This is a genomic window from Paenibacillus sp. FSL R5-0928, assembly GCF_037970385.1.
In the GTDB taxonomy this organism is placed as follows: Bacteria; Bacillota; Bacilli; order Paenibacillales; family Paenibacillaceae; genus Paenibacillus_AQ; species Paenibacillus_AQ odorifer.
The window spans coordinates 4,129,103-4,151,878 of record NZ_CP150225.1 but is presented as its reverse complement, the minus strand read 5'-3'; the positions used below and the strand labels follow the sequence as shown (position 1 = coordinate 4,151,878).

Below are 22,776 nucleotides of genomic sequence, written 5' to 3'. Positions count from 1 at the left end.
CGCTCACTATGTCCGATATTACGAGTCACGGGAAGGTCACCCGCCAAGGTGTGAAAAATCCACATGACCGGAGTTGTATTCTCTATACAAGAGAATTTACACTCCCGATATAATTTACCATATAAATCGCTTACAAGCATAACAATCTCATACAGAAAGGTGGGGAGAAGATTGGCTGATTCTGTAACCACTCGAACGCCTAAGCGAAGCTTAAAAACTCTTGCTCCAAAGCAAAGTTTAGGGAAAACGATTTTACAGTACAAGTATTTTTACCTTATGGTTCTACCGGTGTTAATCTGGTACGCCCTCTTCAGCTATGCTCCCATGTACGGTGTGACGCTAGCGTTCAAAACATTTAATTACAGTGAGGGGATTCTGGGCAGTCCTTGGGTTGGCTTGGAGAATTTTCAAACGCTGCTGACCGACCCCGATTTTCGCAAGGCGTTTTGGAATACGGTCATTATCAGCTTGATGAAGCTGGTCACTCATTTCCCGATGCCCATTATCCTGGCGATTGTTTTATATGAGTTTTCCAGGACAAAAATGAAGCGTTTTTTTCAGACGATCCTGACGTTCCCGCATTTTATATCGTGGGTTGTACTGTCGGGGATTATTATCAATATTTTAAGCAAGGACGGGATTTATAACCAGATCATCATGCTGTTTGGTGGAGATCCGAATTCTCCTCTTGTCGATGAAAGTGCATTCAGACCCGTTCTGTATATCACGCATGTGTGGCGAGAGATCGGTTGGGATTCAATCATTTACCTGGCGGCTCTGGCAGGGATCAATCCTGAGCTGTTTGAAGCGGCTGAAGTGGACGGAGCGAACCGGTTTCGCCGTTTGCTAAACATCGCATGGCCGGGTTTGAAGAGTACAGTCGCAGTCCTGCTAATCCTTCAAGTTGGACAACTACTAACCCAAGGTTCGAGCTTCGAGCAAATTTTCAACCTGTATAGTTCGCCGGTATATTCGGTTGCCGACACGATCGATACTTACATTTATCGGACTTCATTCACGATTGGAGGAGACTTTGGATATATGACCGCCGTGGGTGTCGTCAAGTCCATTATCAGCCTAATCCTTTTATGGGCGGCCAATACGTTCGCTAAGAAGATGGGCGAGGAAGGACTGTATTAATCTGCAGGAAAAGGGGAGAAGCAAGTGACCGACATAACGGTTAAAAAGAGAAAAAAGTGGAGTGTTTTCGATATCGTCGCATTCGTGGTGCTGGGGCTCCTAGCAATAGTAACATTTTTTCCCTTCTATAATGTTCTTATTATCTCTGTGGCAAAGTTCGAAGCGATTAGTAAAAGCGACTTTTATATTTTTCCGCTTTCGTTTGACCTGTCCGCTTACAAGCTTTTGCTTCAGGATATGAAGTTTTGGACTTCCATCTTTAATTCTGTCATCGTAACAGTGGTTGGCGTGTTGTTCAGCATGACAATCTCTGTGGCGGGAGCTTACGCATTATCCAAGCGGGGTATGCCCGGCAGAAACATAATGCTTAGCTTGATCTTGTTCACTATGTTTTTCAATGGCGGTTTAATTCCTTTTTACTTAGTCGTTAAAGATCTAGGATTCGTAAACAATATACTCGTCATGATCATCCCTGCGGGTCTCAATACGTTTTATCTAATCATTATGAAAAACTATTTCAATACCATTCCAGAAAGCTTGGAAGAATCGGCTAAGCTGGATGGGGCGAATGATCTGTACATTCTTTTCAAAATCATTATTCCAATTTCTGCTCCATTCATGGCGACTTTTGCTTTGTTCTATGCTGTGGAAAGATGGAATGAATGGTGGTATGCATTAATTTTTATCAGTGACGCGGCAAAAGCACCCCTTCAGATTTATCTACGGGAGACACTTATTACTTCGAATTCCTTGCTAAGCCAAATGGCACAAACGATGGCCGAGCAGGAGCAGACGGGAAAGGTCTACACACCTGCACTTCAAATGGCAGCGATTGTAGTTTCGAGTATTCCGATTATTGTTGTTTATCCGTTCCTGCAGAAGCATTTTAATAAAGGCATTATGGTGGGTTCAATAAAAGGATAAGAAAGATTTTAAATAGATTGATTCTATCCTAAAATAGTATAAAGGGAGGTTTCAAGCATGCATAGAAAGAAAATAATGACATTGGCATTATGTATAACTTTGTTCGCTTCAGTACTCACGGCTTGCGGTGGAGGCAATAACGGCAAAGGGCAGGCTGGTTCAAACGGTGAAACATCTCCGAATTCTTCTAACTCTACGGATAATCCTTACAAGGATCCAATGACTATTTCTCTTGGGTTTTGGGATGCAGATGCCGAGATTGCTAACCTCGAAAAGGACCCGATTGCTAAACAAGTATTGGAGAAATTTAACATCACACTAAAACCTGTCAATTTGTCTTGGGATGACTATACCCAGAAGATTCAAATGTGGGCCGCTTCCGGCCAATTGCCAGACATTTTCGCGATCGACGCCGTAGGTACACAATATCAGCGCAAATGGGTGAATCAAGGCGTTGTCAAAGCGCTCCCGGATCTTTCAAAGTATCCAAATCTTGCAAAATACTTCGAATCGCCAGATATTAAAGGATTAGGAGTGGATGGAAAGTATTATACTGTGCCTCGCCGGATGTTCCCGAGTGTCGATTGGAGCGCACTGGATCGTATGGTCTTCTATCGTTGGGATCTTGCTCAAAAGGCTGGGATCACCAAAGAACCAGAGACATGGGAAGAGTTTGAAGCTATGCTTGATGCAATCGTAAAGTCGGATCCGGAAGGCAAGCATGTTACTGGTCTTACAACGACAACTACCAAGATGCTGGGCGGATTCTTCTGGTTGTATGGCAACCCGGTTGCTACTAGTGATGGAAGCGGCAGTGATTTTAAATGGATCAAAGAGGATGGGAAGTTTATCCCTGCTGTATTTTCGAAAAATGCGCTGCCAGCGCTGCAAAACATGAAGAATATGTACGAAAAAGGATTGATCGATCCAGACATCGCGCTTGTTAAACCAGCAGAGTCCTATGACAATTTCGTAGCAGGCAAAGCAGCTGCTCTCCTTAGCGGTGGAGGTTTCATAAATTTAAATAGCGATATGTATGAAAAACGCTGGAAAACAGCTTATCCGGATAAGGATATGACGGAGAGCGTGAAGGCGCTCAAACCGCTTATCGGTCCTGATGGTGAACGTTCACATGCCATCTTTAAAACATACTGGTCAGAAAGCTATTTCAGCAATAAGATTGACGATAAAAAGATGGATCGCATCATGGCACTCTATGATTATGTGTTGTCTCCTGAAGGCAAGGATCTGTTGACTTATGGCATCGAAGGTGTAGATTACAAGCTCGAAAATGGGCAGAAGGTTGTCATTGAAAAGGGTTCGTTAAATGAGAAGTATCCAGCTAGCAGATTTCTGAAGAATTTGGTGGCATATGAAACTTCAGATAGCTATAACATGGATAACCCGACGATTGCTAACGAAGGAATCCGCAAAGAAGCTGTCGATTACATCGACTGGATTCAGAATAATACGAAGGTTCCAGAATATGATATTCGGTTAACTTATATGTCCACCCCAACAAAGGATAAATTTACTGTGCTTGACCATGATGATTTGCTTAAGATCATGCTTTCCAAAGAACCTGTTGAGAGTTACTGGAATAGCATTGTGAACGATTATAAGGCAAAAGGCCTTGATAAAATGATTGAGGAAGTAAATGAGAAGGCCAAGGAACAAGGTATTGAATAATGGATAAATAGAGAAGATCCGGGCGGAAGTAGCCCGGATCTTCCGTTTAATTATTTGAAGTATGGCTTAGACGGTGCGGCGCTACTGACCGCATACTTATAAGATTGGGAGGGTAAAGTTTATGAACCTTAGCATTCACTTGACAGGGTTAACTGAGAAACAGCTAGCAGCTGTTTCAGAAGTAGCGGGAATATTGAGTATTCGAATGGAACGCTCAGGGATACCAGTGAATTGTAAGAAGCAAGGGAAGGGCATTCGAATATCTTACGATGAGGCTCAGGTCACCATTGCGTATGGACAGGAACATCAGTTGATCCGGGCACTCAGCCGATTTCTTGAGAACGTACGCCGTGGAGAACGAGTTGAAATTAATGAACGGCCGGTTTATGAACAGTTAGGCTTCATGGTAGACTGTTCGCGAAATGCGGTTCTTAACTATCAAGGATATAAGGAATTGATCCGGCGTTTAGCGCTTATGGGATATTCAACGGTTCAGTTGTATTCGGAAGACACCTACGAACTGGAGGGATACCCTTATTTCGGCTATTTGCGAGGCCGATATACTGGAGATCAAATTCGGGAGCTGGATCAGTATGCCGCGTTATTTGGCATAGAACTGGTTCCTTGTATTCAGACCCTGGCCCATCTCGGCCAAGCATTGAAATGGCAGGCACATGCACCGCTTGTGGATTTCCAGGATATTCTCCTTATTGATGATCCCAGAACTTATGAGTTAATTGATCGAATGTTTGCTTTTATGTCGGCTCATGTAAGCAGTCGCCGCATAAATATCGGGATGGACGAAGCTCATATGATGGGACTTGGTAAATACCTGGATAAGCATGGGTATCAGGATCGATCCTCATTAATGTTAAAACACTTTAGCACTGTTATGGAGATCGCCAGAAAATATGGTTTCCAGATGATGATGTGGAGCGACATGTTTTTCCGTCTGGCCAGTTCCGGAGAATACTACGATGCTGAAAGTCCAATTAGCCCTGATATTGTAAAGCTGATTCCTGAAGATGTTACCTTGATCTACTGGGATTATTATTCGGAAACGCAGGAGAAATACGACGGGATGTTAAGCAAACATAAGCAGCTGAATGATCATATTGGATTTGCAGGTGGTGCTTGGAAATGGATGGGCTTCGCTCCAAACAATGAATTCAGTCGCCATGTCAGTCTGCTGGCTCATGATAGCTGTGTTAAGCATGGAATTCAAGAAGTGTTGATTACCGCATGGGGAGATAATGGCGCTGAAGCTTCCGTTTTCTCGGTTCTTCCTACCCTTCAACTTTGGGCGGAGCTCTGCTACACGGGATGTTTCGTGGAGAACCATGTCAAAGAAAGATTCTGGAGCTGTGTGCAAGGCAATTATGATGATTTTATGGCACTTGATGCGGCCAACCTGGTTCCGGGTAATTCGGCACCGGGGGGGTGTTCTATCAATCCGGCTAAATACTTGCTTTATCAAGATATTTTGTGTGGTTTGTTTGATCGACATGTTATTCCTAACGCGTATTCGAAGCATTATCAGCAAAGTGCAGAAAAGCTCGAACAGGCGATCACTCGCAATTCGCCTTGGCAATCCTTATTCTCTGTACAAGCCAGCTTGTGTCGCTTGCTCGAAATAAAGAGCGAAATCGGGATTTCTATACGCGACGCTTATCATCGGGGGAATTTAGAGGAATTGGCTCACTTTGCCAAGGTGACTTTGCCACAATTATCTGATTTGGCCAGACAATTCATGGACGACTATCGAGTGCAATGGGAGCTGGAAAATAAGGTATTTGGTCTTGATGTTTTTGATCTTCGTATGGGAGGAATGCTTGAGAGAATCAGAACGGCGATTCATCGAATCAATCGTTATGTCGAAGGGAACGTGGAGCAGATTGCTGAATTAGAAGAGGAGCTTCTGACGTTCGACGGTCTTGTTGACGAGGGCGACCCCAGGACGATAAGTGCGAATTTATGGCACACGATTGCAACACCATCCGTGATCGCTGGGGTTTAAGGAGGGGGTGAGGTTATGATTGATACTAATCTGGACCATCAAAAGGGCACAAAGCAGCCCAACCTTTTGCTTATCACCGTAGATCAGATGCGTTTTGATTGCCTGAGCATTATGGGACATCCCGTCGTTGAGACACCCAACCTGGACGCTCTGGCATCAAGGGGGATCTTATTTGAGCACGCTTACTCGGCTACCCCCAGTTGTATTCCCGCCAGGGCTGCTATCATGACAGGAATGGGGCAAAGATCACATGGGCGGGTTGGTTATCAGGATAAGGTTGAATGGAATTACGCCCATACGATTGCCGGAGAGCTTGCTCAAGCTGGTTATCATACGCAGTGTGTTGGCAAGATGCATGTGTATCCTGCACGTAATCTATGTGGATTCCATAATGTGGTGCTTCATGATGGATATCTTCACTACAATCGGGATAAGAGCAAAACGTTACAGGATGAACACTATGATCAAGTGGATGATTATTTGCAGTGGCTGCGAAGACAAACTAATGCTAACTCGGATATCACTGATTTAGGCCTTGATTGCAACGCCTCAACGGTTGCCCGCCCCTGGCACTTGCCGGAAGCGATGCATCCCACGAATTGGTGCGTGACCGAGTCGCTAGACTTTTTGCGAAGAAGGGACCCTGGGAAACCATTTTTCTTATGGTCTTCCTTCGTTCGCCCGCATTCCCCATTGGATCCGCCACAATGTTATCTAGATATGTACAAGGACTTGGAATTTCCCGATCCTCCAATCGGAGACTGGGTGGACGAGAGTGCGGCCTTAAACGGAGCTAAGGATCCAACTTCTTCGTTCACTAATTTGCCAAAGCGCAGATTGGATCGTGCCCGTGCGGCGTATTACGCGCTAATTACGCATCTTGACGACCAAATTGGGAGGTTGATCAATGGGCTGCAGGAGTATGGAGTTTTAAATGAAACTTTGATTCTATTTACTTCTGATCATGGTGAAATGATGGGGGATCACCATTACTTCCGCAAATCTCTTCCTTATGAAGGAAGTGCTAAGATTCCTTTCATAGTGTTTGATCCGGGAGAAACGCTTGGACTTCTTGCAGGCTCCCGGCCTGATTCCATTGTAGAGCTTCGCGATATTATGCCCACATTTCTTGAAGCTGCTGGCGTCCAAATACCAGTTCCAGTAGAAGGGCAAAGTGTGTTGCCGCTGTGCAGGGGAGATCAGACATTATGGCGATCTTATATTCATGGGGAACAAGCCTATGGAGAAAAGTCCCACCACTTCTTAACGGATGGAAGAGAGAAATTTATTTGGTATTCTCAGACAGGGGAAGAGCAGTATTTTGATCTAGCGGCAGACCCCTCAGAGAAGATTAATGCGATAGGCTGTACTGATAAATTTGAGCGTATAAAAGAGTGGAGAGAGCGTCTTATTCACGAGCTGGAGGGACGAGAGGAAGGGTTTGTAAACAACGGCGAATGGATTGCCGGACGCCCAATATCTCATATTCTAAAGGCATCCCAATTGGGGAAATAATCATAACATAGGGCAACCAGAACTCACAGGTTGCCCTACGTCTGTTACGGATATAAAGAAAGGTTAGTGAATTTACCAGCTACTCCGGCGTTCAGGCAAAGGGTCCTGATCTTGAATCATTCGATGGACGAGCAATTCAACCATCGAATGGCGAATATCACTATAATCGGGATCTTCAAAACGATTGGAGTTTTCATGAGGATCCTCTTTCAAATCATACAATTCGCCGTAGGTCTCACCTGCGAAAATCACCAGCTTATAACGTGTTGTACGCAAACACTTAGCGTTAATGCCGCGGTCATGAGCAATATAAGCGGTCAGGGCAGAATTGCGCACATGGGACTCTCTTCCAGCCAGCACCTCCATCTGTGACACACCTTGAATTCCGTAGGGAGTTTTGAGACCTGCGGCTGCAAGCAGTGTGGGGACAATATCAACATGTTCCATCAAAGCAGGGACCCGTTGCCCGGAAGCAATCCCAGGACCGCGTACGATCATCGGGATTCGTGTTAACCCTTCATAAAACCATGGCCCCTTGTAAATTAGTCCATGGTCACCGAGCAGTTCTCCATGATCGCTGGTAAAGAGGATGACTACATCATCGTACATTTCTTTTTGACGCCAAGCTTTTATAATACGTCCGATCTGCGCATCAATGAAGGTAATCATCGCATAATAATTTCGGGTGAGCCGTTTCATATGCGCTTCATCAAGAGAATGCTCCTCACCGCCACCAGGCCAATATCCTCCCTGACTCTGACGCAGCAGATGTGGAGGACGAAGATGCACGTCATCTGCTTCTCTGGCTGGAGATGGAATGTCAGTGTCAGCGTACATATCCGCGTAAGCTTTTGGAGGGTCAAAGGGGTGATGTGGATCGACGAAACTGGTCCATAAAAATAGCGGTTGCTCGGTTTTGTGGGCGAGGATAGCATCGATACTCCGTTCAGCAATCCAATAAGTCTGATGCAGCTCCGGAGGGAGTTCGCTCTCCCACACATCGTTTTGAGCATTAGAAGCTCTGTAATGGTCCTTGCTGAAACGCTCTGCCACTTCAGGGTTACGCTGTCTAAGCCACTCCATATATTCCCCGATACAATTGTCTTCCGTAATATGATGTTCATCAAATCCGTAGTACGTTCCATCGGAAGCTCTTCCGCGGTCACGATAAGCAGGCTCTTCATATTCTTGTGAAAAGTTCCCCTTCATCTGAGGGCGGAAATGCATCTTTCCTATACCGATGGTTTTATAATCCGCTTTCTTTAAATGATCGCATAAGGTAAGTTCGTCTTCTCTGAGTGTGGTACCGATGTTCCAGGCACCATGAACATGCGGATACCTGCCTGTAAAAATGGAAGAACGTGAAGGCGTGCAAACGGGACTAGCGCAGTAAGCGCCAGTGAAGAGTGTGCCTTCCGAAGCAAGCTGGTCAAGTTCAGGTGTCAGTACGGAAGCGTTTTCGATACCTAGTGCGTCCGCGCGCATTTGATCTGTGGTAATTAACCAAATATGAGTTCTTTTTGACATCCGTAATAACCCCCTATGAATATAGTGTATAGCATCACAAAAGCCCCTAGCAACCAATGAATTCTCCATATATTTCATTAGAATCGTCCATATGGGTTGATATTTTTATTACCTATAATTAAATAGTCTATCTCAATGTTGGAGGAGAAATTATATGCGGAAGTTATCCATATCAGGGGATCATTTTATATTGGACGAACAACCCATCCGATTGCTTTCTGGTGCGCTTCATTATTTCCGGATCGTTCCGGAATATTGGCAGGATCGTTTGCTGAAGCTGAAGGCTTGTGGATTGAATACTGTTGAAACCTATATTCCTTGGAATTTACACGAACCAGAGGAGGGGAACTTCAATTTTGCTGGATTTGCTGACATCGAGGCTTTCGTTAGACTTGCCGGAGAGCTTGGTTTGCACGTGATTTTGCGGCCAAGTCCTTATATTTGTGCGGAATGGGAATTCGGTGGATTGCCAGCTTGGTTACTTGCGGACAATAACATACAACTGCGTTGTAATGATAACGTCTATTTATCTAAGTTGGATGCCTATTTCGATGAGTTGCTTCCACGTCTGCGGCCCTTGTTAAGCACTAACGGTGGGCCTGTGCTTGCCCTTCAAGTAGAGAACGAATATGGAAGCTTTGGTAGTGATAAGACTTACCTGAATGATCTAAAAGCAGGAATGATCGCCCGCGGCATGGACGTTCTGCTGTTTACTTCAGATGGAGCTGAAGATCATATGCTCCAAGGCGGTATGATTGACGGAGTGTTCGCCACTGTGAATTTTGGTTCACGGGCAAAGGAAGCCTTTGCTAAACTACGTGAATATCAGCCTACGGGACCGTTGATGTGTATGGAATTCTGGAATGGATGGTTTGACCACTGGATGAAACCGCATAATACACGCCCCGAATCTGAAGTAGCGGAGACTTTGGATGAAATGCTGGCTTTAGGAGCCTCTGTTAACTTCTATATGTTCCATGGGGGGACGAATTTTGGATTTATGAATGGGGCAAATCTTTTTGACAAATATGAGCCCATCGTAACCAGCTACGATTATGATACGCTGCTGGACGAATCCGGTAAGCCAACTGCAAAATTCTATGCAGCACGAAAAATAATTGAGAAATACGTAACGTTACCGCCACTGGAATTACCGCCGTTATTAAAGTCACAAGCTTATGGTAAAGTGTTGATGACAGAAGCAGCACCACTGTTCACTCAGTTAGACGTTTTGTCTACCCCAGAACATAGAGCATGTCCCGAGCCAATGGAGAAACTGGGTCAGAATCATGGGTTCATCTTATATTCGACGAGGATCAGTGGACCCCGCAGCAGTATGGAGCTCGTCCTTCAAGAAGTACGTGATCGTGCGCTTGTATTCGCGAATGGGGCCTTTGTCGGTACAGTTGAACGCTGGGATCCGCGAGGAATTCCATTAGAGGTTCCAACGGAGGGACTGCAGATCGACATCCTTGTGGAGAATATGGGGCGTGTAAATTATGGCCCGCTGCTTTGTGATCCAAAAGGCATAACCTGTGGCGTTAGACTCGGCTATCAATTCCTGCATGATTGGACCATTCATTCTTTGCCTTTAACCAATCTTAAGGGATTATCATTCACACCGATAGATTGCGAGCAACGTCAGCAGCCTACTTTTTACCGGGGGAGCTTTCAAGTCAGTAAGTCTGAGGATACTTTTTTGCGGCTGGACGGATGGAGTAAAGGTCAGGTTTTCATAAACGGCTTTAATTTAGGGCGCTACTGGGAGCAGGGTCCAACTAAAACACTATACTTACCAGCGCCGCTTCTGCGTCAAGGTGATAACGAGCTTATCTTATTCGAACTACATGGCGTAATGGAGCCAGTGGTTACTTTTGTAGATACACCGGAGCTCACATGATATTTAACGGTTGAGTAAGTATCATGATTCTATAGTACGGGTCTGATGATTTTTAATATATAATCAAGACAGCCCAACAATTTATAGGAACTGAAAATGCACGATTAGGGTGGGTTAGAGGAGGATTTTAAATGAGCTATGATTTGATGGCATTCGAGACGTCTAAAGCGCCGCAAGAGAGAGCAGCGTTTATGGAGTGGTATGAGCAGCAAGTGCAGTGGTCGGAAGACCATGCCTATAACGATCCATCGGTTTTATCGGAGGCGCTGCAACGCTTTTATACTGAGTTGTCTGAGCAATTTCCTAATATGAATGTAGAGGACGAGATTTTTGAGGCGATGGAGGAAGCCGGAACGGATAACCGGTTAACTGACTACTCGCTTGGCTCATCCGTCATCTATGCGGCTTTTGCGTATTCCGTAGCTGACGAAGCTTATACGGCGATGCGGGAGTTGGCTATAAAACATAAAGTTGGATTTTTTGATGTAAGCAGCAACGAAGGTGATATTATTTTTCCTTGAAGCAATATGATTTAGAGTGTAGACAGCTGGTTGCCCTCCTAGTTGTGAATGAAGGGGCAACCAGCATGTTTTTTATCTTCTTTACTCTACTACAGACCGAATAATACAATCCTTAATCAGAGGCCAGCGGTCACGAGGCTGAAGTGTGAATTCTGAGGCGATGGTTACGACAAGATCCTTTTCTGGAATGCAGCAAATGACATTACCACCATCACCTAACGCTGAGTAGGTGTAAACCCCGTCTTCTTCGCGTAGCCACCACAAGTAACCGTAATGATTAGGGTTCATCGCTGTTGATTCATCAATCCATGTCTCCGAAATGATCTGATTTTGCTCCCATTGTCCACGGTTCAAATATAATAAACCAAAACGCGCCATATCGCGTGGAGACAACGTAAGTCCCCATCCTCCTGTGGTGATACGATTTGGGTCTTCCACCCACCCCTTCACATTTACCCCAAACAAATCATCGAACCCAAATGAGCTCATCTCATAATCCGGGATTTCATTCATTCCGATAGGTTTAAATAAACGTTCGTTGGCGAACTCACGGGCACTTTGTCCAGTGCTGCGCGTGATGATGGCAGAAAGCAGATGTGCTCCAGCGGTAGAATATTTGAAATCCCCAATTGTTCCTTGTTGGCCTAGCATATCCAGCGTATATTTTACCCAGTCAGGCTGCATACACATTTGCTCCAGCGGTTCGTGCCAATCTGCAAAAGCATAAGGTGCGGTCATCGTAAGGAGATGGTGCAAGGTGATTTCTTGTTTTTGCGGATCTTGAGCAGCGTTTGGAACATAGTCCGGGAAAAACTCCAGTACCTTTTGATCTGCATTGTTAATAAAGCCAGCATCTATGGCAATGCCTATGAGCGCGGATATGATACTTTTTGTTACAGAGGCCACATGATGTGTGTCATTCGGGCCAGCGCCATTATAATATTTTTCATAAGCGATAGTTCCACTTCTTATCACAACAATCCCGTTGATATTGCTATACTCGGATTTGATCCTTGATTCTAGTTCTGAAAGCATATCAGCATCCATTCCCAAGTTTGCGGGGGCTGAGATTTGCCAATCTGAAGTTGGATAATTGTTTTTGAGCATGAAAGTAACTCCTTTATGAATTTTTTTTCTTTACTGGAAAATAGACCTCGGTAACCAGATCCTCAGGCACAGCGGCTTGTATCGGGTCCGTTACATATATTTCATAGGGCGAATTCACCATTTCATAACCTTCATTTTCTATCCATTCTCTCAGCTTTGCATAGACCGAGGTCAATTCTGAATAGGCGCCTTTAAGAACAGATCTCGCACAAAGAGCATCAGGCAAATCTCTTGTACCTTTTACAACCTCTTTTATGGGGAGAGCAAACTCTGTATCATTTCCGGCTGGATTATATTCACGGCTGTGATAAATTGTTATTGGCGTACCGAGCAAAGTGAGTTTTTCAGTGGCGATTTTTTCATAAAGCCCGCTAAAATAATGTCCATAACCTAGCGCATAGTTATCACTGCTCAACATCTGACGCGTAAAAAGAATATTCATAGGCTGAGTTTCAACAAGCTCTACTTTTATCTCATTCAGGTAGGACATCATGGGGATACCTTTCTCCAAATTTAATACATCAATATTGATTTGTTTTAAGGTGTATTCATAAGAACTTATTTTCTCCTGTATTTCTTTTTTCTTCAGATTAAGGGCTGAGTAGAGCTTCTCTTCTGAACGATCCTGTTCCCATTGCAAAATGTCTCTGATTTCTTCCAGCGAGAAATAATAAGCTTTTAGACGATTGATAAAAAGCATTTTTTTAAGTTGTTTGATGGAGTAATACCTGTAACCGTTCTCAGGGTTAATCTCATCGGGATGAATTAATCCGATCTCATCATAATATCGAAGCGTCTTCGTAGAAACTTCGCATATCTTCGAGAATTCTCCAATCGACAGCAAAAAGTCATCTCCTTTTTTCGTTTGAATTAAGCTTCCAAGCTAAAACATCGTTGTTTGGTTCTAAATCTACTTAACACCTTACCCTAAGGTCAAAGTCAACAGCAAAATAGTGAACCGATTCCAAGGTTACGACAATATATAGGTGAATGGCCATTCAGAAAGGAGTAGCCAACGGGGCTACCCTTATTTATTAGAGTGTATCATTTTAGCTAAAGCCTTCAAATATTTCCCATAAAACTTCTAGAACATGTTAAGATTTTCACAAGAAAAGATTATAGGAATGGAGAGGAGAACATTTTGTCTAGAAAAAAATACGTATCTTTATTCGTTTTGTTTATCGTCCTGTTATCGGGTTGCGAAAAAAACAATGCCGATATATCCAATAATACAGATGTAGATGTAACTGATGATCAAGAATATAACTTGCTGATTACGAATAACAGTCCGTTATTTTTAAAAAGTGTAGTTGTTACCGTTGATGAAGGAAATGACGTTCAAATTAACTCTTTGATCGACAGTAATATTAAGCATGGTGGGGTAGCAAAGTTCCCCATAGATAATGGAAAGCATTTATTTAAGGTTACACTCAATCCGAAAGATAATTACTCGGTCAGTAAAGAATTTAAGGAAGAATTTAAAGCAGGAGAGATTGTTGAATATCAGATCCTAATAGAACAAAACGAAGTATCTATTCAAAAGATTAAGGATATTAAATAGCAGACTCAATTATAGCAATGAAAAAGCAGGTGGACTTGCCACCTGCTTTACCGATCACCACACTTTAATATAATTTTTGCCCTTATTCAAAAGTGTAAGAGGTCCTAAAGTGCTTTTATGTTCTTTCTTTTTATCCAGAAAATCTGTATCTAGGATTATATTGCTACCATCCGGATTCTCAAACTCGGCATCCACGATGCGCACCCGCGGCAAAGTCTCAGTTGAATGTACCTCACCTAAGAAGTTAACGAAGCTTTCAGGCAGATCAATAGAAAGGAATCCTTCATCTCCTTGATCTACAATAAAGAAGTCTGGACCAAAGCTTTCCTCAACCAGCTTTACATTCTCTCTTTCGAAAGGCTCAGCACCGTTTAAATAAGCGTTGTTATTAATGAACATAGGCTGTTCAGCGAGTTCAAACTCCTCAAGATCACCGTGTAACTTATGGACATTCTCGATATACTCCGCCAAAGAGGTGGTGTAGTTATTGAAATGTGATGTTCCCACGCCTGTCCATCCGTCTTTTCCAACAATGATATTGTTGTAGAACCGATCGTCCCCACCATAAATAAGTGAGAAACCGGCAATTTTTGTACTATGCGGAAGATGATATTGCGTGGACCGGTTTAGTACCTTACGATGAACCATCCTGCCGCCGATCAGATTGTTGATATAGGCTCCACCTTGGGCTACATTCTCCAAAGCATGTTTAGCTGTCAAGATATTATGGTCAACAATGTAGGGGCCATGGCTTACTTCTATAAACAAATCCCGGTGATTTTGATAGAACAGATTTTTACTGATTCTTGTCCCTTGGGTCTGCCAATCCAGCCATAAACCTAAAGTACAATCGTGAATCCGGTTATGGTGGATGTGAGTATCGATCGGTGCGTGAAGCTTGATCCCGGCAATTTCGTGGCCCCAGAATTCCCGTTTTATCGCAATGTTGTAAATATGGTTATGATGAATTTCGCTGAAAATACAACCTAAGTGGCCGACGATGGCATTTTGGCCGCAATCATAAATGGTATTATGGCGGATAAGATGTGAACCGATCGATTCTTTGCTCCAGCCCTGACGCTCAGCAGTAAAGACGGATTCAAGCTGATATTGATATCCGGGTTTGTCTTTTCGAATGGTACGGTAATTATGGCCTGTGGAAGCTTCTTTGCCGATACTGATAGCGCTGCATTTGGCATCGTGAATGATATTATTTTCAATAATCCAGCCTTTGCTCCAGTTAGTGCCCAGCAGTCCGGGCTGGTCTGCCGTTGGAGGTGCCCAAGGTGTTGCCGCATGCGCCATTTCAAAACCTTTTACAGTAATATAATCAATCCCGGTTTCTTCAGGGTAGAAACAAGATCTGCGTACATTGATTTCTACCAGTTCTTTGTTCGGGTTGGCACCTTGGAAATTAGCGTAAATCGTGGTGTGGTCAGGGCTTACTTTGGCAAACCAAACATAGGTCGTCTGTTTTGGATTTTGGACCGGAACCATCTCATGTGTCCAGAGATCCTTGAACTCCAGCTTTTCGACGGGAGCTGCCAGTTGATCATACTGACTGACCTCATAAAAAGACATGCCATTTAGATATACATCGCCTAAGTGTCTTGTCTCCTCTATAGTGACGAGCCAATCGCCAGACACTTCCTCAACATACGGATTAAAGCTGCCAAAAAACGTGTTCGGCAAGATCACTTTCCAAATATGATTCTCAACCTGCTGCCAATCTTGTATATGTTCAGAGCCTTTTATGACAACCTGCTCGTCTTCAGCGGCTTGATAAATAATTCTTCTTTGTTCGCTTAATCCTTTGTATCTCGGTTTTACCCATTCGCGATATATCCCTTCATGAACGATAATCTTGTCCCCAGCCACAGCTGCTGAAGCCGCTTTATTGATGGTTAAAAAAGGATCATGTTGAGTACCTTGACCTTGATCTGAACCAGTTTTTGATACGTGATATTCCATTGTCCTATAACCTCCGCTTGGTTGACTTTATCCAATATTATAGGAAATAACGTTGTTAGTTCTATACTTTATATAGTACACTTTAAGACAAAATTAGTGTTTTCGTGAAGGAGAATCTACTTGTGGCCCTTTTTTGAAAAACATGGTGTCGGCGAAAAAGATTACTTTAAACTCATTCCCTTGAAAAACTATCATTTTCCACTTCATTTTCATCGGGCATTTGAGATTATTTATGTCAACGACGGGCAGTTATCTATCACCATTGATGGGAAAAGCTATCAGGTGCAGAAAAATGATCTGGTTTTTATTTTTCCTAATCAGATGCATGAATTTGAGACGATTGATTTTTCGGAGATTATGGTGATCCTTTTTTCCACAGAATTGATAGGTGATTTTCACATGAATTATAAAAGCTTTATTCCAACTGACAATGTCCTCCATGCTGTGAATGAACCTGATTGTTCAAAGCTGGATTCGATTTATAGCCAGAAAAGTTTCCTGTATGGTGTATGCGCGGAGTTGATCTGTCAGACATCATTTGCTCCGGTCAAACAGTCCCCGCAAACAAAGGTGCTCTATAAAATCCTGCTTTTTGTAGAACAAAATTATTCTGCCGATTGCACATTGAAAGCTGTAGCAAAACATCTGCAATATGATTACCCGTATTTATCAAAGCTGTTTGTCCAGCTGATGAAAATGCCCTTCACAGATTACTTGAATCACTATCGGATCTCACACGCATGTTATATATTAAAAAACTCGAATGTGACTATTGGTGAAGTCGCCAACCTTTGCGGCTATAGCAACTTACGGTCATTTCATCGGAATTTTCAGAAAATCACCCATCAATCGCCGAAAGGGTATCGGGTTTCCAATCCTCCTGATAAGAAAATGAACTAGAAGACTTTAAGAGGGTAGGGAAGAGGATAAAAAGAACTCCAAAACCACGAGTATAGTGGTCTTGGAGTTCTTCTTTTTTTTATTGTTGCATCATAATTCTGTAAATCAGCATGGCTGCTTCGGCACGTGTGGAATGGGCAGTTGGTGTAAGCTGCTGCTGAGAGTCTCCTTTAATGAGACCTGCTGATACCAGCGCCGCAATATCATTTGCCGCATAATTAGAAATTTGATTATGGTCAGTGTAGCCGTCTAATGCAGAGGAAGAGGTCGTATTCGATTTCCATACCTCTGCAGCCTTCAATGCCCTAGCTGCCATAACAAACATCTCTTGTCTGGAGATGGAATCATGAGGGTGGTAAAGACCGTCGGTTTGGCCCGTAACGACCCCTAATTTCTGAGCAGTCATAAGTCCCTCATAAAAATAATCGTTAGGTGACACATCAGCAAAGCTATTTCCTTCTGCTGCGGATAGACCTAAAGCTCTAACTAATAAAAGTGCGAAATCTGCACGTGTAATAGTCTGTTCGGGTCTAAACTCTGTTTCCGTTACACCATTAATGACACCTTTTGATGTTAGTACTTCTACAATAAACTTCGCCCAATGAGAATCTGTTATATCCCTGAACGTTTTGTGATTGTAAACGGCGGCGTATTGTCCAGATGAATTTGTTGTTGAGAAAATAGCTTGCTTCTTATCTGAATCATAATTCCCGCCTAATACCGGTTGGATGACTCCGTACTCATTGACGTTCCACACTACAATAAAGGTGTTGTTCAATGGAGGTACAGCTTCTAGATAAGGAAGCCCAATTTGTATGGCTGAATTTAAGCTCTCTAATTGAACTGTTGTACCATCCAAAAGTAGCTCGTAATCAATAAGCAAACGTTCACCCAATCGCTTCTTTAAACTTCCTGTTGTATCGACAGATTTGAGGAGCAAAGTAACTGTCTTCACATTGTCCAGTGTCTTCGCCGGGAATAGATTATCCGGAAGTACAAAGGTAGCTAGTGTTGTATTGATCTCAAGCTGCAATGTGGAAGTTCCAACAAGAAATGCAGCGGCAGGGAGAGTGACTTCAAATGAGCTATCATCTGACGATTGTTCCTCTGCAAGCTGAATTCTTAGGATTTTATGGCCTGCAGAATTAGGTTTGGCTAAAGCGATAATCTTTTGTAAGGAAGATTCAGTCAATATCGCACTAGTTTTTCCTCCATTCATAGTAGTAGGTATCTCAATCCTTACGCTACCGTCCAAATGGAGTATAGTAGTGGCCGAATCTCCAACCGATGATCCGGAACTGCCTGAGCTCGGGGCAGCCGTCGGACTCGGAGAAGCCGTCGGGCTCGGAGAAACAGTCGGACTCGGAGAAGCCGCCGGGCTCGGAGAAGCCGTCGGACTCGGAGAAGCCGTCGGGCTCGGAGAAGCGGTCGGACTCGGAGAAGCCGTCGGACTTGGAGAAGCCGTCGGACTTGGTTCCGGTCCATCAAAAGGAATGAACTTCAAGAAATCGCCCCAGATTATATTCCCGTCGGCATCCCGAGAGTAATTGACTACAGGATTTAAGCTGACAAAGTTAGAATCGGTCAGTTCTAAACCTGATTTATTCGCCGATCGCGTACCGTCAAACATGAAATTATTGTCCGCAGCTAAAGAAGCTGGATATTGGTCTTTTGCAATGTTGGCAGTTCGGTAAGATAAGAAACCGTCAATCGTAAAGTCAGCAGTAATGTGATCATAAGTGGTGAAGCTTATATTACCACGCATATTGTTAAATCCGATGTTGTTGATGGCGATCACACCTGGATTACTATTGCTTGTAAAACCATAAGCGCCATTACCAAAGGCGATTGAATCGCGAATGGTATGTGTGACATGAATGCCTTCGCCACCAAGCTTGAAGCCATTTTTATCACCGGCACCTACGGTTCCGTCTGTTAAGAACCCATTGTTGAAGGCGGCGCTGTGCTCAATCAGCACTGAACCTATCGCTCCTGAGCCTGCTTTCGTATATAAGTCCCAGCCATCGTCGATATTGTTATGCGCCAGACAACCTCTAAAAATATTACCAACACCCGCAGTCAATTTTGCCGCAAAGCCATCGGCATTATTGTCGGATGGATCACGGTTGTCGAAGGAGGTACTGTTGAGAATTAAGTTGTAGGAAGGCCATTCACTGATTTCTATCGCGGTACCATCAGTTCGGCTGATTTGTAGACCAGTGTCACCATTCGCATAGAAACGGCTATTTTCAACGATGTTATAATTGCCTCCCACCGTAAAGCCTTTGGTATTCCCAGCTGAGCGAGTGAAATCAAGCCCCTTCACATGCCAATAGTTTCCGCTCAAGAGAACGCCTTCTGTTTTTTTGTCAAAATCAAAGATAGGTCTTGCTCCTGGTGCTGCTTCTATATACTTTTTGGCGGAGGCTTTACCATCATTGTACTTTTTAATCTCAAGTGGTGATTTCCGCACATAACGACCCTCAAGCACAATAATATGCTGACCTGGTTTAACGAAATCAATCGCAGTATCGATATCAAGTGGGAGATTGATCGTTCCATCTCCGGAGCTTGATCCGGTGGGCGATACGTAGATCTCATCATCTTCGTTATAACTTTTTAGGGTGACGGTAAAGTTGCTGATAATCTTCTCATAAGAGGTCAAATACTGAGTATCATCTGGTAAAAAAGTAATGCTAAAGTTCGTATCTCCTTGATCAAGAAGTCTCGTGGGAATAGAAAGATGTTTACCAGCTATTGCCTCGATATCCTGAGCGATGATCGTAGAACCTTGCTTCAACGTCACCGTTCCGTTGACATTAGAGCGCACAATCATTTGGTAAGCTGGATCTGAGGTTTTACTTAGTGAAAGTATATTTAAGCTAGGTGTGACGGGAGTCGCAGGTGGTTCTATTTTAGGAGAATCTGTAGCTGCTGAAGTGACTGTTAATTGAATATTGCTTACATTAATTGTGGCTAAACGAGCGGCATAGAATCCGACGTACATTTTTGAATCCTGTACGCTAAGAATGTCTGGTGTGAAATGAATAGCTTGCTGACCATTATTGAGCTGTCCTGTAAAACCACTATTCGTCTTTGCTAACGTTAAATGGTAAGGTGCTGCAGGAACAGTATTGGCAGGTGCCGGACGTTCTTTTTGAAGCATGATGGTTTGAATCCCTTTACTGCCAGTCCCATCCGTTTTTTCAACTCCAGTGCGGACAAAAAGCTGTGTGCCCAGATCGCTTTTCGTCCCGCCGCTATAACCACCGAGGGCAGCTATATTGGATGCAAAGACGCTAGAATTTCCTTGTGTGCCGATGACGTCACGTGCCATAATGCCAAAAGATTCTTGCCCGTCATATGGATTTTTTGCAAAAGCCAACACTTGGACATCCGCAGACAGCACGAAATTATCTTCCGAAGCATCTAGCTCGGTGTAATAGAAGGTAATGCCGTCATGATCTTCGGTGACTTTACCGCCGCCTTCCAAAGCGATCAGCTGGGCGGATCCATCCTCGTTGACAATCGTCTGATTGTTAGCAGCTGAAGTGGACTGACCGAATTGAATGCTTTTCCAAATGGGATCCATCTTTTCTTTTACTGTAACGGAATACGTAATGGGCTTAATAGAAGAATCGGTAGGGAGTATACCAATTTCATACAATCCAGCTGCCTGATTGTCGAACTTGGAAGTGTCGAGCGTATAGCTGTTTAGCTTCTCTCTATCTGAATTATCATACACTTTGGATACGAGCAGATTTTTGCTGTCAAAGTTGTCGTTAATAAAAAAGGTAGTTTTAGGATAGCTGGTGACTTCGATGCCTACTAGTTTTTTAACGTTGACCTTAACTTGAAAAAAGGTTATTAAGCCTTTATGCGCAATTGTGATTTTTTTATCGCCAGATGTCGTGGTGTCGAGAGGAGAGACTTTGTATTCATTGTTCAACAGCCGAATCTGTGTACCATCACTGTAATGAGCATAAACCACAAGTCCTTCTAGTTTGAGGGAGTCACCGATATAGTAGAGTGTTTGTTTAGGTTCATTTCGAATTTCTAAAGCGGATAACGTCGCTGCTTTTACTTCCACATTAAAGGTCGTTGTGATTGCCGGCGCCTCTGTTGAAGTAACGGATACCGCTGTGGAGCCTGATTGCGTAAATAGATACGGTAATAAATCGCTGACCGGTTGTCCGTTAATGGAGAGGGAATAAAGATCACTGGTCAGTTCTTTGGTCAGGAAGCCGTCGTTATAATTGGCAACAAGAACAAGACCTTCTGGATCGAAGGTATCCCCTGGATAATATACGGTTTTAGCTGGATAATACTTCACTGATAATGAGGTCATAGATAATGGAACGATTTGCAAAGGAATGCTCACGAAAGCACCGTTGTAGTTAATGATTATGATATTTTCTCCAAACTTGCTGCTATCAAAGCCTGTAACAATATAATCCGTAGAAGACAAAACGGCCTCACTCTCATCAGAAAAAATAGCCTTAACGACTAATCCAGTCAAATCAAGGGATTCACCAACCAGATAAGTGGTTTTCGTCATTGCGCTGGTATCAGCGGTTAAGCTGGTTACGATTTTGGATTCAAGCTGGATGTCTATGTCACTGAAAGTAACAGTTGCATCTCTAGCTACATAGATTCCGGCAAAAAGAGTATCTGTGAACGTATCGTCCAGTGTTATGATTTCGGTCTGATCACCCACACTTAATCGATAAGTATCTCCTGATTTTTTAATACTTAGCGAATATACAGCTCCTGCGGACGGGGCTTGGATATCGCTAAAAGGATTTAACTTCACTTGGGTGTCTTTTTTATAAAAACCTTTCATTACCTGATCCAAAGCACCCACCGCCGCATAGTTAGAAGTGGTTGTGCTTGTATCTCCGTTCGTCCTAATACTGTCGCGGAGCATAAGACCGAAGGATTTCTGGTTAGGTGTGCTGACAGTGCTATTGCTATTAAAAGCAATCACTGAAGCGGTCGCTTTCAGTTCAAAGTTCGCATCCACAGGAATCTCTTTCGAATAAAAAGATATTCCCTCATCGCTGCTGGAGATTTTGCCGCCGTAAGTCGTCATCGTTACAGAGGTTGGACTTTCAATTATAGGCTCGGGGTTCTTAGTTGGACTAGTGTTGCCTCCGAAGGCGCTGAAGCCCCAAGGTCCTAACTCGATTTGACCTTCTTGACTGAATTGAATATTACGGAACGTAACCGTAGTATTTCTAGCGGTGTAAAGGCCCGCATATTGAATGGAGCCGTCAAAGCTTTCGATCGTTTTGATTTCATTGCCGATGCGGACAATATACAGATTTCCGGTCTTTTTGATGCTTAATTCGTAATTCTCTCCTTGGGCAGGGCGATTAGCGTTATCAAACACGTACCCAAGTTTCTGTAGGCTTGTATTTTGCAATTTGTGAAACGCTTTCATTTCTTGATCCAAAGCACCCACGGCGACATAATCTCCAGAGTAGGCTCCGAATTGGTTATCCCACACATTGCCGCGCAGCATTATTCCGAAGGAAACTTGGTTATTGGCTGTCCAAGCATCCACGTGAGCCGTTGCCTTCAACTCAAAATTAACACTTGGATCAACCTCTTTAAAGTAATACGCGATACCTTCCGTGCTGCCCGATACTTTGCCTCTGTCGTTCGAGCTTCGCAGTGTAGCTGATCCATCCGTATTCTCCGTAATGCCAAAGTTGGCCGCAGTAATCTTGTCTTGCCCCCCAACATCACCAAATACGCTGCCTTGCCATTCACTTTGAATGTTAATCATTCCTTCATAAGGATCAGGTGCTTCCTCTGCAAACATCGATAACGGAAAAGAGGAGCACAAAAGCAGGAAGGTTACGAGCATGGCTAACAAACGTTGTTGTTTTCTCAATGATTAAAACCTCTCCTTATATGATCGATTTTGACCAAAGCTAAGCTTGATCATCCGAAATTATACGTTATCACTAAAGCGTACAGCTATAATCAATACGCCATA

General features: G+C 43.5%; 14 protein-coding genes. 9 read left to right on the top strand and 5 right to left on the bottom strand.

Translation table 11 applies throughout. The features are described from left to right. The first annotated feature begins 171 nt into the window (after nt 1–171). The 5 genes from MKZ16_RS18570 (at nt 172) to MKZ16_RS18550 (ending at nt 7,285) form a co-directional block, all read left to right on the top strand. Entirely contained in the window at nt 172–1,140 is a 969-nt protein-coding gene (locus tag MKZ16_RS18570; protein WP_038571727.1) for an ABC transporter permease subunit, read from the top strand. Between the two features lie 24 nt (nt 1,141–1,164). Then, the gene (locus MKZ16_RS18565) at nt 1,165–2,064 is read left to right on the top strand and encodes a carbohydrate ABC transporter permease (RefSeq protein WP_051491567.1); all 900 of its coding nucleotides are present in this window, start codon (nt 1,165–1,167) and stop codon (nt 2,062–2,064) included. A gap of 57 nt (nt 2,065–2,121) precedes the next feature. Next, a complete protein-coding gene (locus MKZ16_RS18560) occupies nt 2,122–3,753 on the top strand; it encodes an extracellular solute-binding protein (protein WP_076106207.1) in 1,632 nt (543 codons plus the stop codon). 121 nt (nt 3,754–3,874) lie between these two features. Next, nucleotides 3,875–5,770 (top strand): family 20 glycosylhydrolase, encoded by a 1,896-nt coding sequence (locus MKZ16_RS18555; RefSeq protein ID WP_076106205.1) that lies wholly within the window; start codon nt 3,875–3,877, stop codon nt 5,768–5,770. Between the two features lie 15 nt (nt 5,771–5,785). Continuing rightward, on the top strand, nt 5,786–7,285 hold the full coding sequence (locus MKZ16_RS18550; RefSeq protein ID WP_076106203.1) for an arylsulfatase: 1,500 nt from the start codon (nt 5,786–5,788) through the stop codon (nt 7,283–7,285). Between the two features lie 72 nt (nt 7,286–7,357). Here MKZ16_RS18550 and MKZ16_RS18545 read toward each other — a convergent pair whose 3' ends face one another. Further along, complete coding sequence (locus tag MKZ16_RS18545; protein WP_038571715.1) at nt 7,358–8,812, bottom strand: sulfatase-like hydrolase/transferase; 1,455 nt, start codon at nt 8,810–8,812, stop codon at nt 7,358–7,360. Nucleotides 8,813–8,966: 154 nt separating this feature from the next. On the opposite strand from MKZ16_RS18545, the gene MKZ16_RS18540 reads away from it, so the two are divergent. Continuing rightward, entirely contained in the window at nt 8,967–10,712 is a 1,746-nt protein-coding gene (locus MKZ16_RS18540) for a beta-galactosidase (protein ID WP_076106200.1), read from the top strand. A 131-nt stretch (nt 10,713–10,843) separates the two neighbouring features. Beyond that, the gene (locus MKZ16_RS18535; RefSeq protein ID WP_076106198.1) at nt 10,844–11,233 is read left to right on the top strand and encodes a hypothetical protein; all 390 of its coding nucleotides are present in this window, start codon (nt 10,844–10,846) and stop codon (nt 11,231–11,233) included. 81 nt (nt 11,234–11,314) lie between these two features. Here MKZ16_RS18535 and MKZ16_RS18530 read toward each other — a convergent pair whose 3' ends face one another. Together MKZ16_RS18530 and MKZ16_RS18525 are read right to left on the bottom strand one after the other, a co-directional pair. Beyond that, nucleotides 11,315–12,340, bottom strand: a complete 1,026-nt coding sequence (locus MKZ16_RS18530) for a serine hydrolase (RefSeq protein ID WP_339814416.1) — start codon at nt 12,338–12,340, stop codon at nt 11,315–11,317. Between the two features lie 13 nt (nt 12,341–12,353). Next, nucleotides 12,354–13,184, bottom strand: a complete 831-nt coding sequence (locus MKZ16_RS18525; protein ID WP_076106193.1) for a MerR family transcriptional regulator — start codon at nt 13,182–13,184, stop codon at nt 12,354–12,356. 297 nt (nt 13,185–13,481) lie between these two features. Between MKZ16_RS18525 and MKZ16_RS18520 the strand changes: the two genes are divergently transcribed. Beyond that, nucleotides 13,482–13,901, top strand: coding sequence for a hypothetical protein (locus MKZ16_RS18520; protein WP_036688177.1), 420 nt, complete (start codon nt 13,482–13,484; stop codon nt 13,899–13,901). A gap of 54 nt (nt 13,902–13,955) precedes the next feature. Here the strand turns inward: MKZ16_RS18520 and MKZ16_RS18515 are convergent, their stop codons facing one another. After that, complete coding sequence (locus MKZ16_RS18515; RefSeq protein WP_076106191.1) at nt 13,956–15,872, bottom strand: right-handed parallel beta-helix repeat-containing protein; 1,917 nt, start codon at nt 15,870–15,872, stop codon at nt 13,956–13,958. A gap of 120 nt (nt 15,873–15,992) precedes the next feature. Here MKZ16_RS18515 and MKZ16_RS18510 point away from each other — a divergent pair, with 120 nt between their 5' ends. After that, nucleotides 15,993–16,772 carry a helix-turn-helix domain-containing protein gene (locus MKZ16_RS18510; protein ID WP_076106188.1) on the top strand — a complete coding sequence of 260 codons (780 nt, stop codon included), beginning with the start codon at nt 15,993–15,995 and terminating at the stop codon, nt 16,770–16,772. Nucleotides 16,773–16,851: 79 nt separating this feature from the next. Here the strand turns inward: MKZ16_RS18510 and MKZ16_RS18505 are convergent, their stop codons facing one another. Next, nucleotides 16,852–22,671, bottom strand: coding sequence for a bacterial Ig-like domain-containing protein (locus MKZ16_RS18505; protein WP_076106186.1), 5,820 nt, complete (start codon nt 22,669–22,671; stop codon nt 16,852–16,854). Between the last annotated feature and the right edge of the window lie 105 nt (nt 22,672–22,776).

Bases quoted from the DNA above. Each gene is read 5' to 3' on its own strand.
- MKZ16_RS18560 (WP_076106207.1), top strand. From the start codon at position 2,122: ATGCATAGAAAGAAAATAATGACATTGGCATTATGTATAACTTTGTTC.
- MKZ16_RS18555 (WP_076106205.1), top strand. From the start codon at position 3,875: ATGAACCTTAGCATTCACTTGACAGGGTTAACTGAGAAACAGCTAGCA.
- MKZ16_RS18550 (WP_076106203.1), top strand. From the start codon at position 5,786: ATGATTGATACTAATCTGGACCATCAAAAGGGCACAAAGCAGCCCAAC.
- MKZ16_RS18545 (WP_038571715.1), bottom strand. From the start codon at position 8,812: ATGTCAAAAAGAACTCATATTTGGTTAATTACCACAGATCAAATGCGC.
- MKZ16_RS18540 (WP_076106200.1), top strand. From the start codon at position 8,967: ATGCGGAAGTTATCCATATCAGGGGATCATTTTATATTGGACGAACAA.
- MKZ16_RS18535 (WP_076106198.1), top strand. From the start codon at position 10,844: ATGAGCTATGATTTGATGGCATTCGAGACGTCTAAAGCGCCGCAAGAG.
- MKZ16_RS18530 (WP_339814416.1), bottom strand. From the start codon at position 12,340: ATGCTCAAAAACAATTATCCAACTTCAGATTGGCAAATCTCAGCCCCC.
- MKZ16_RS18515 (WP_076106191.1), bottom strand. From the start codon at position 15,872: ATGGAATATCACGTATCAAAAACTGGTTCAGATCAAGGTCAAGGTACT.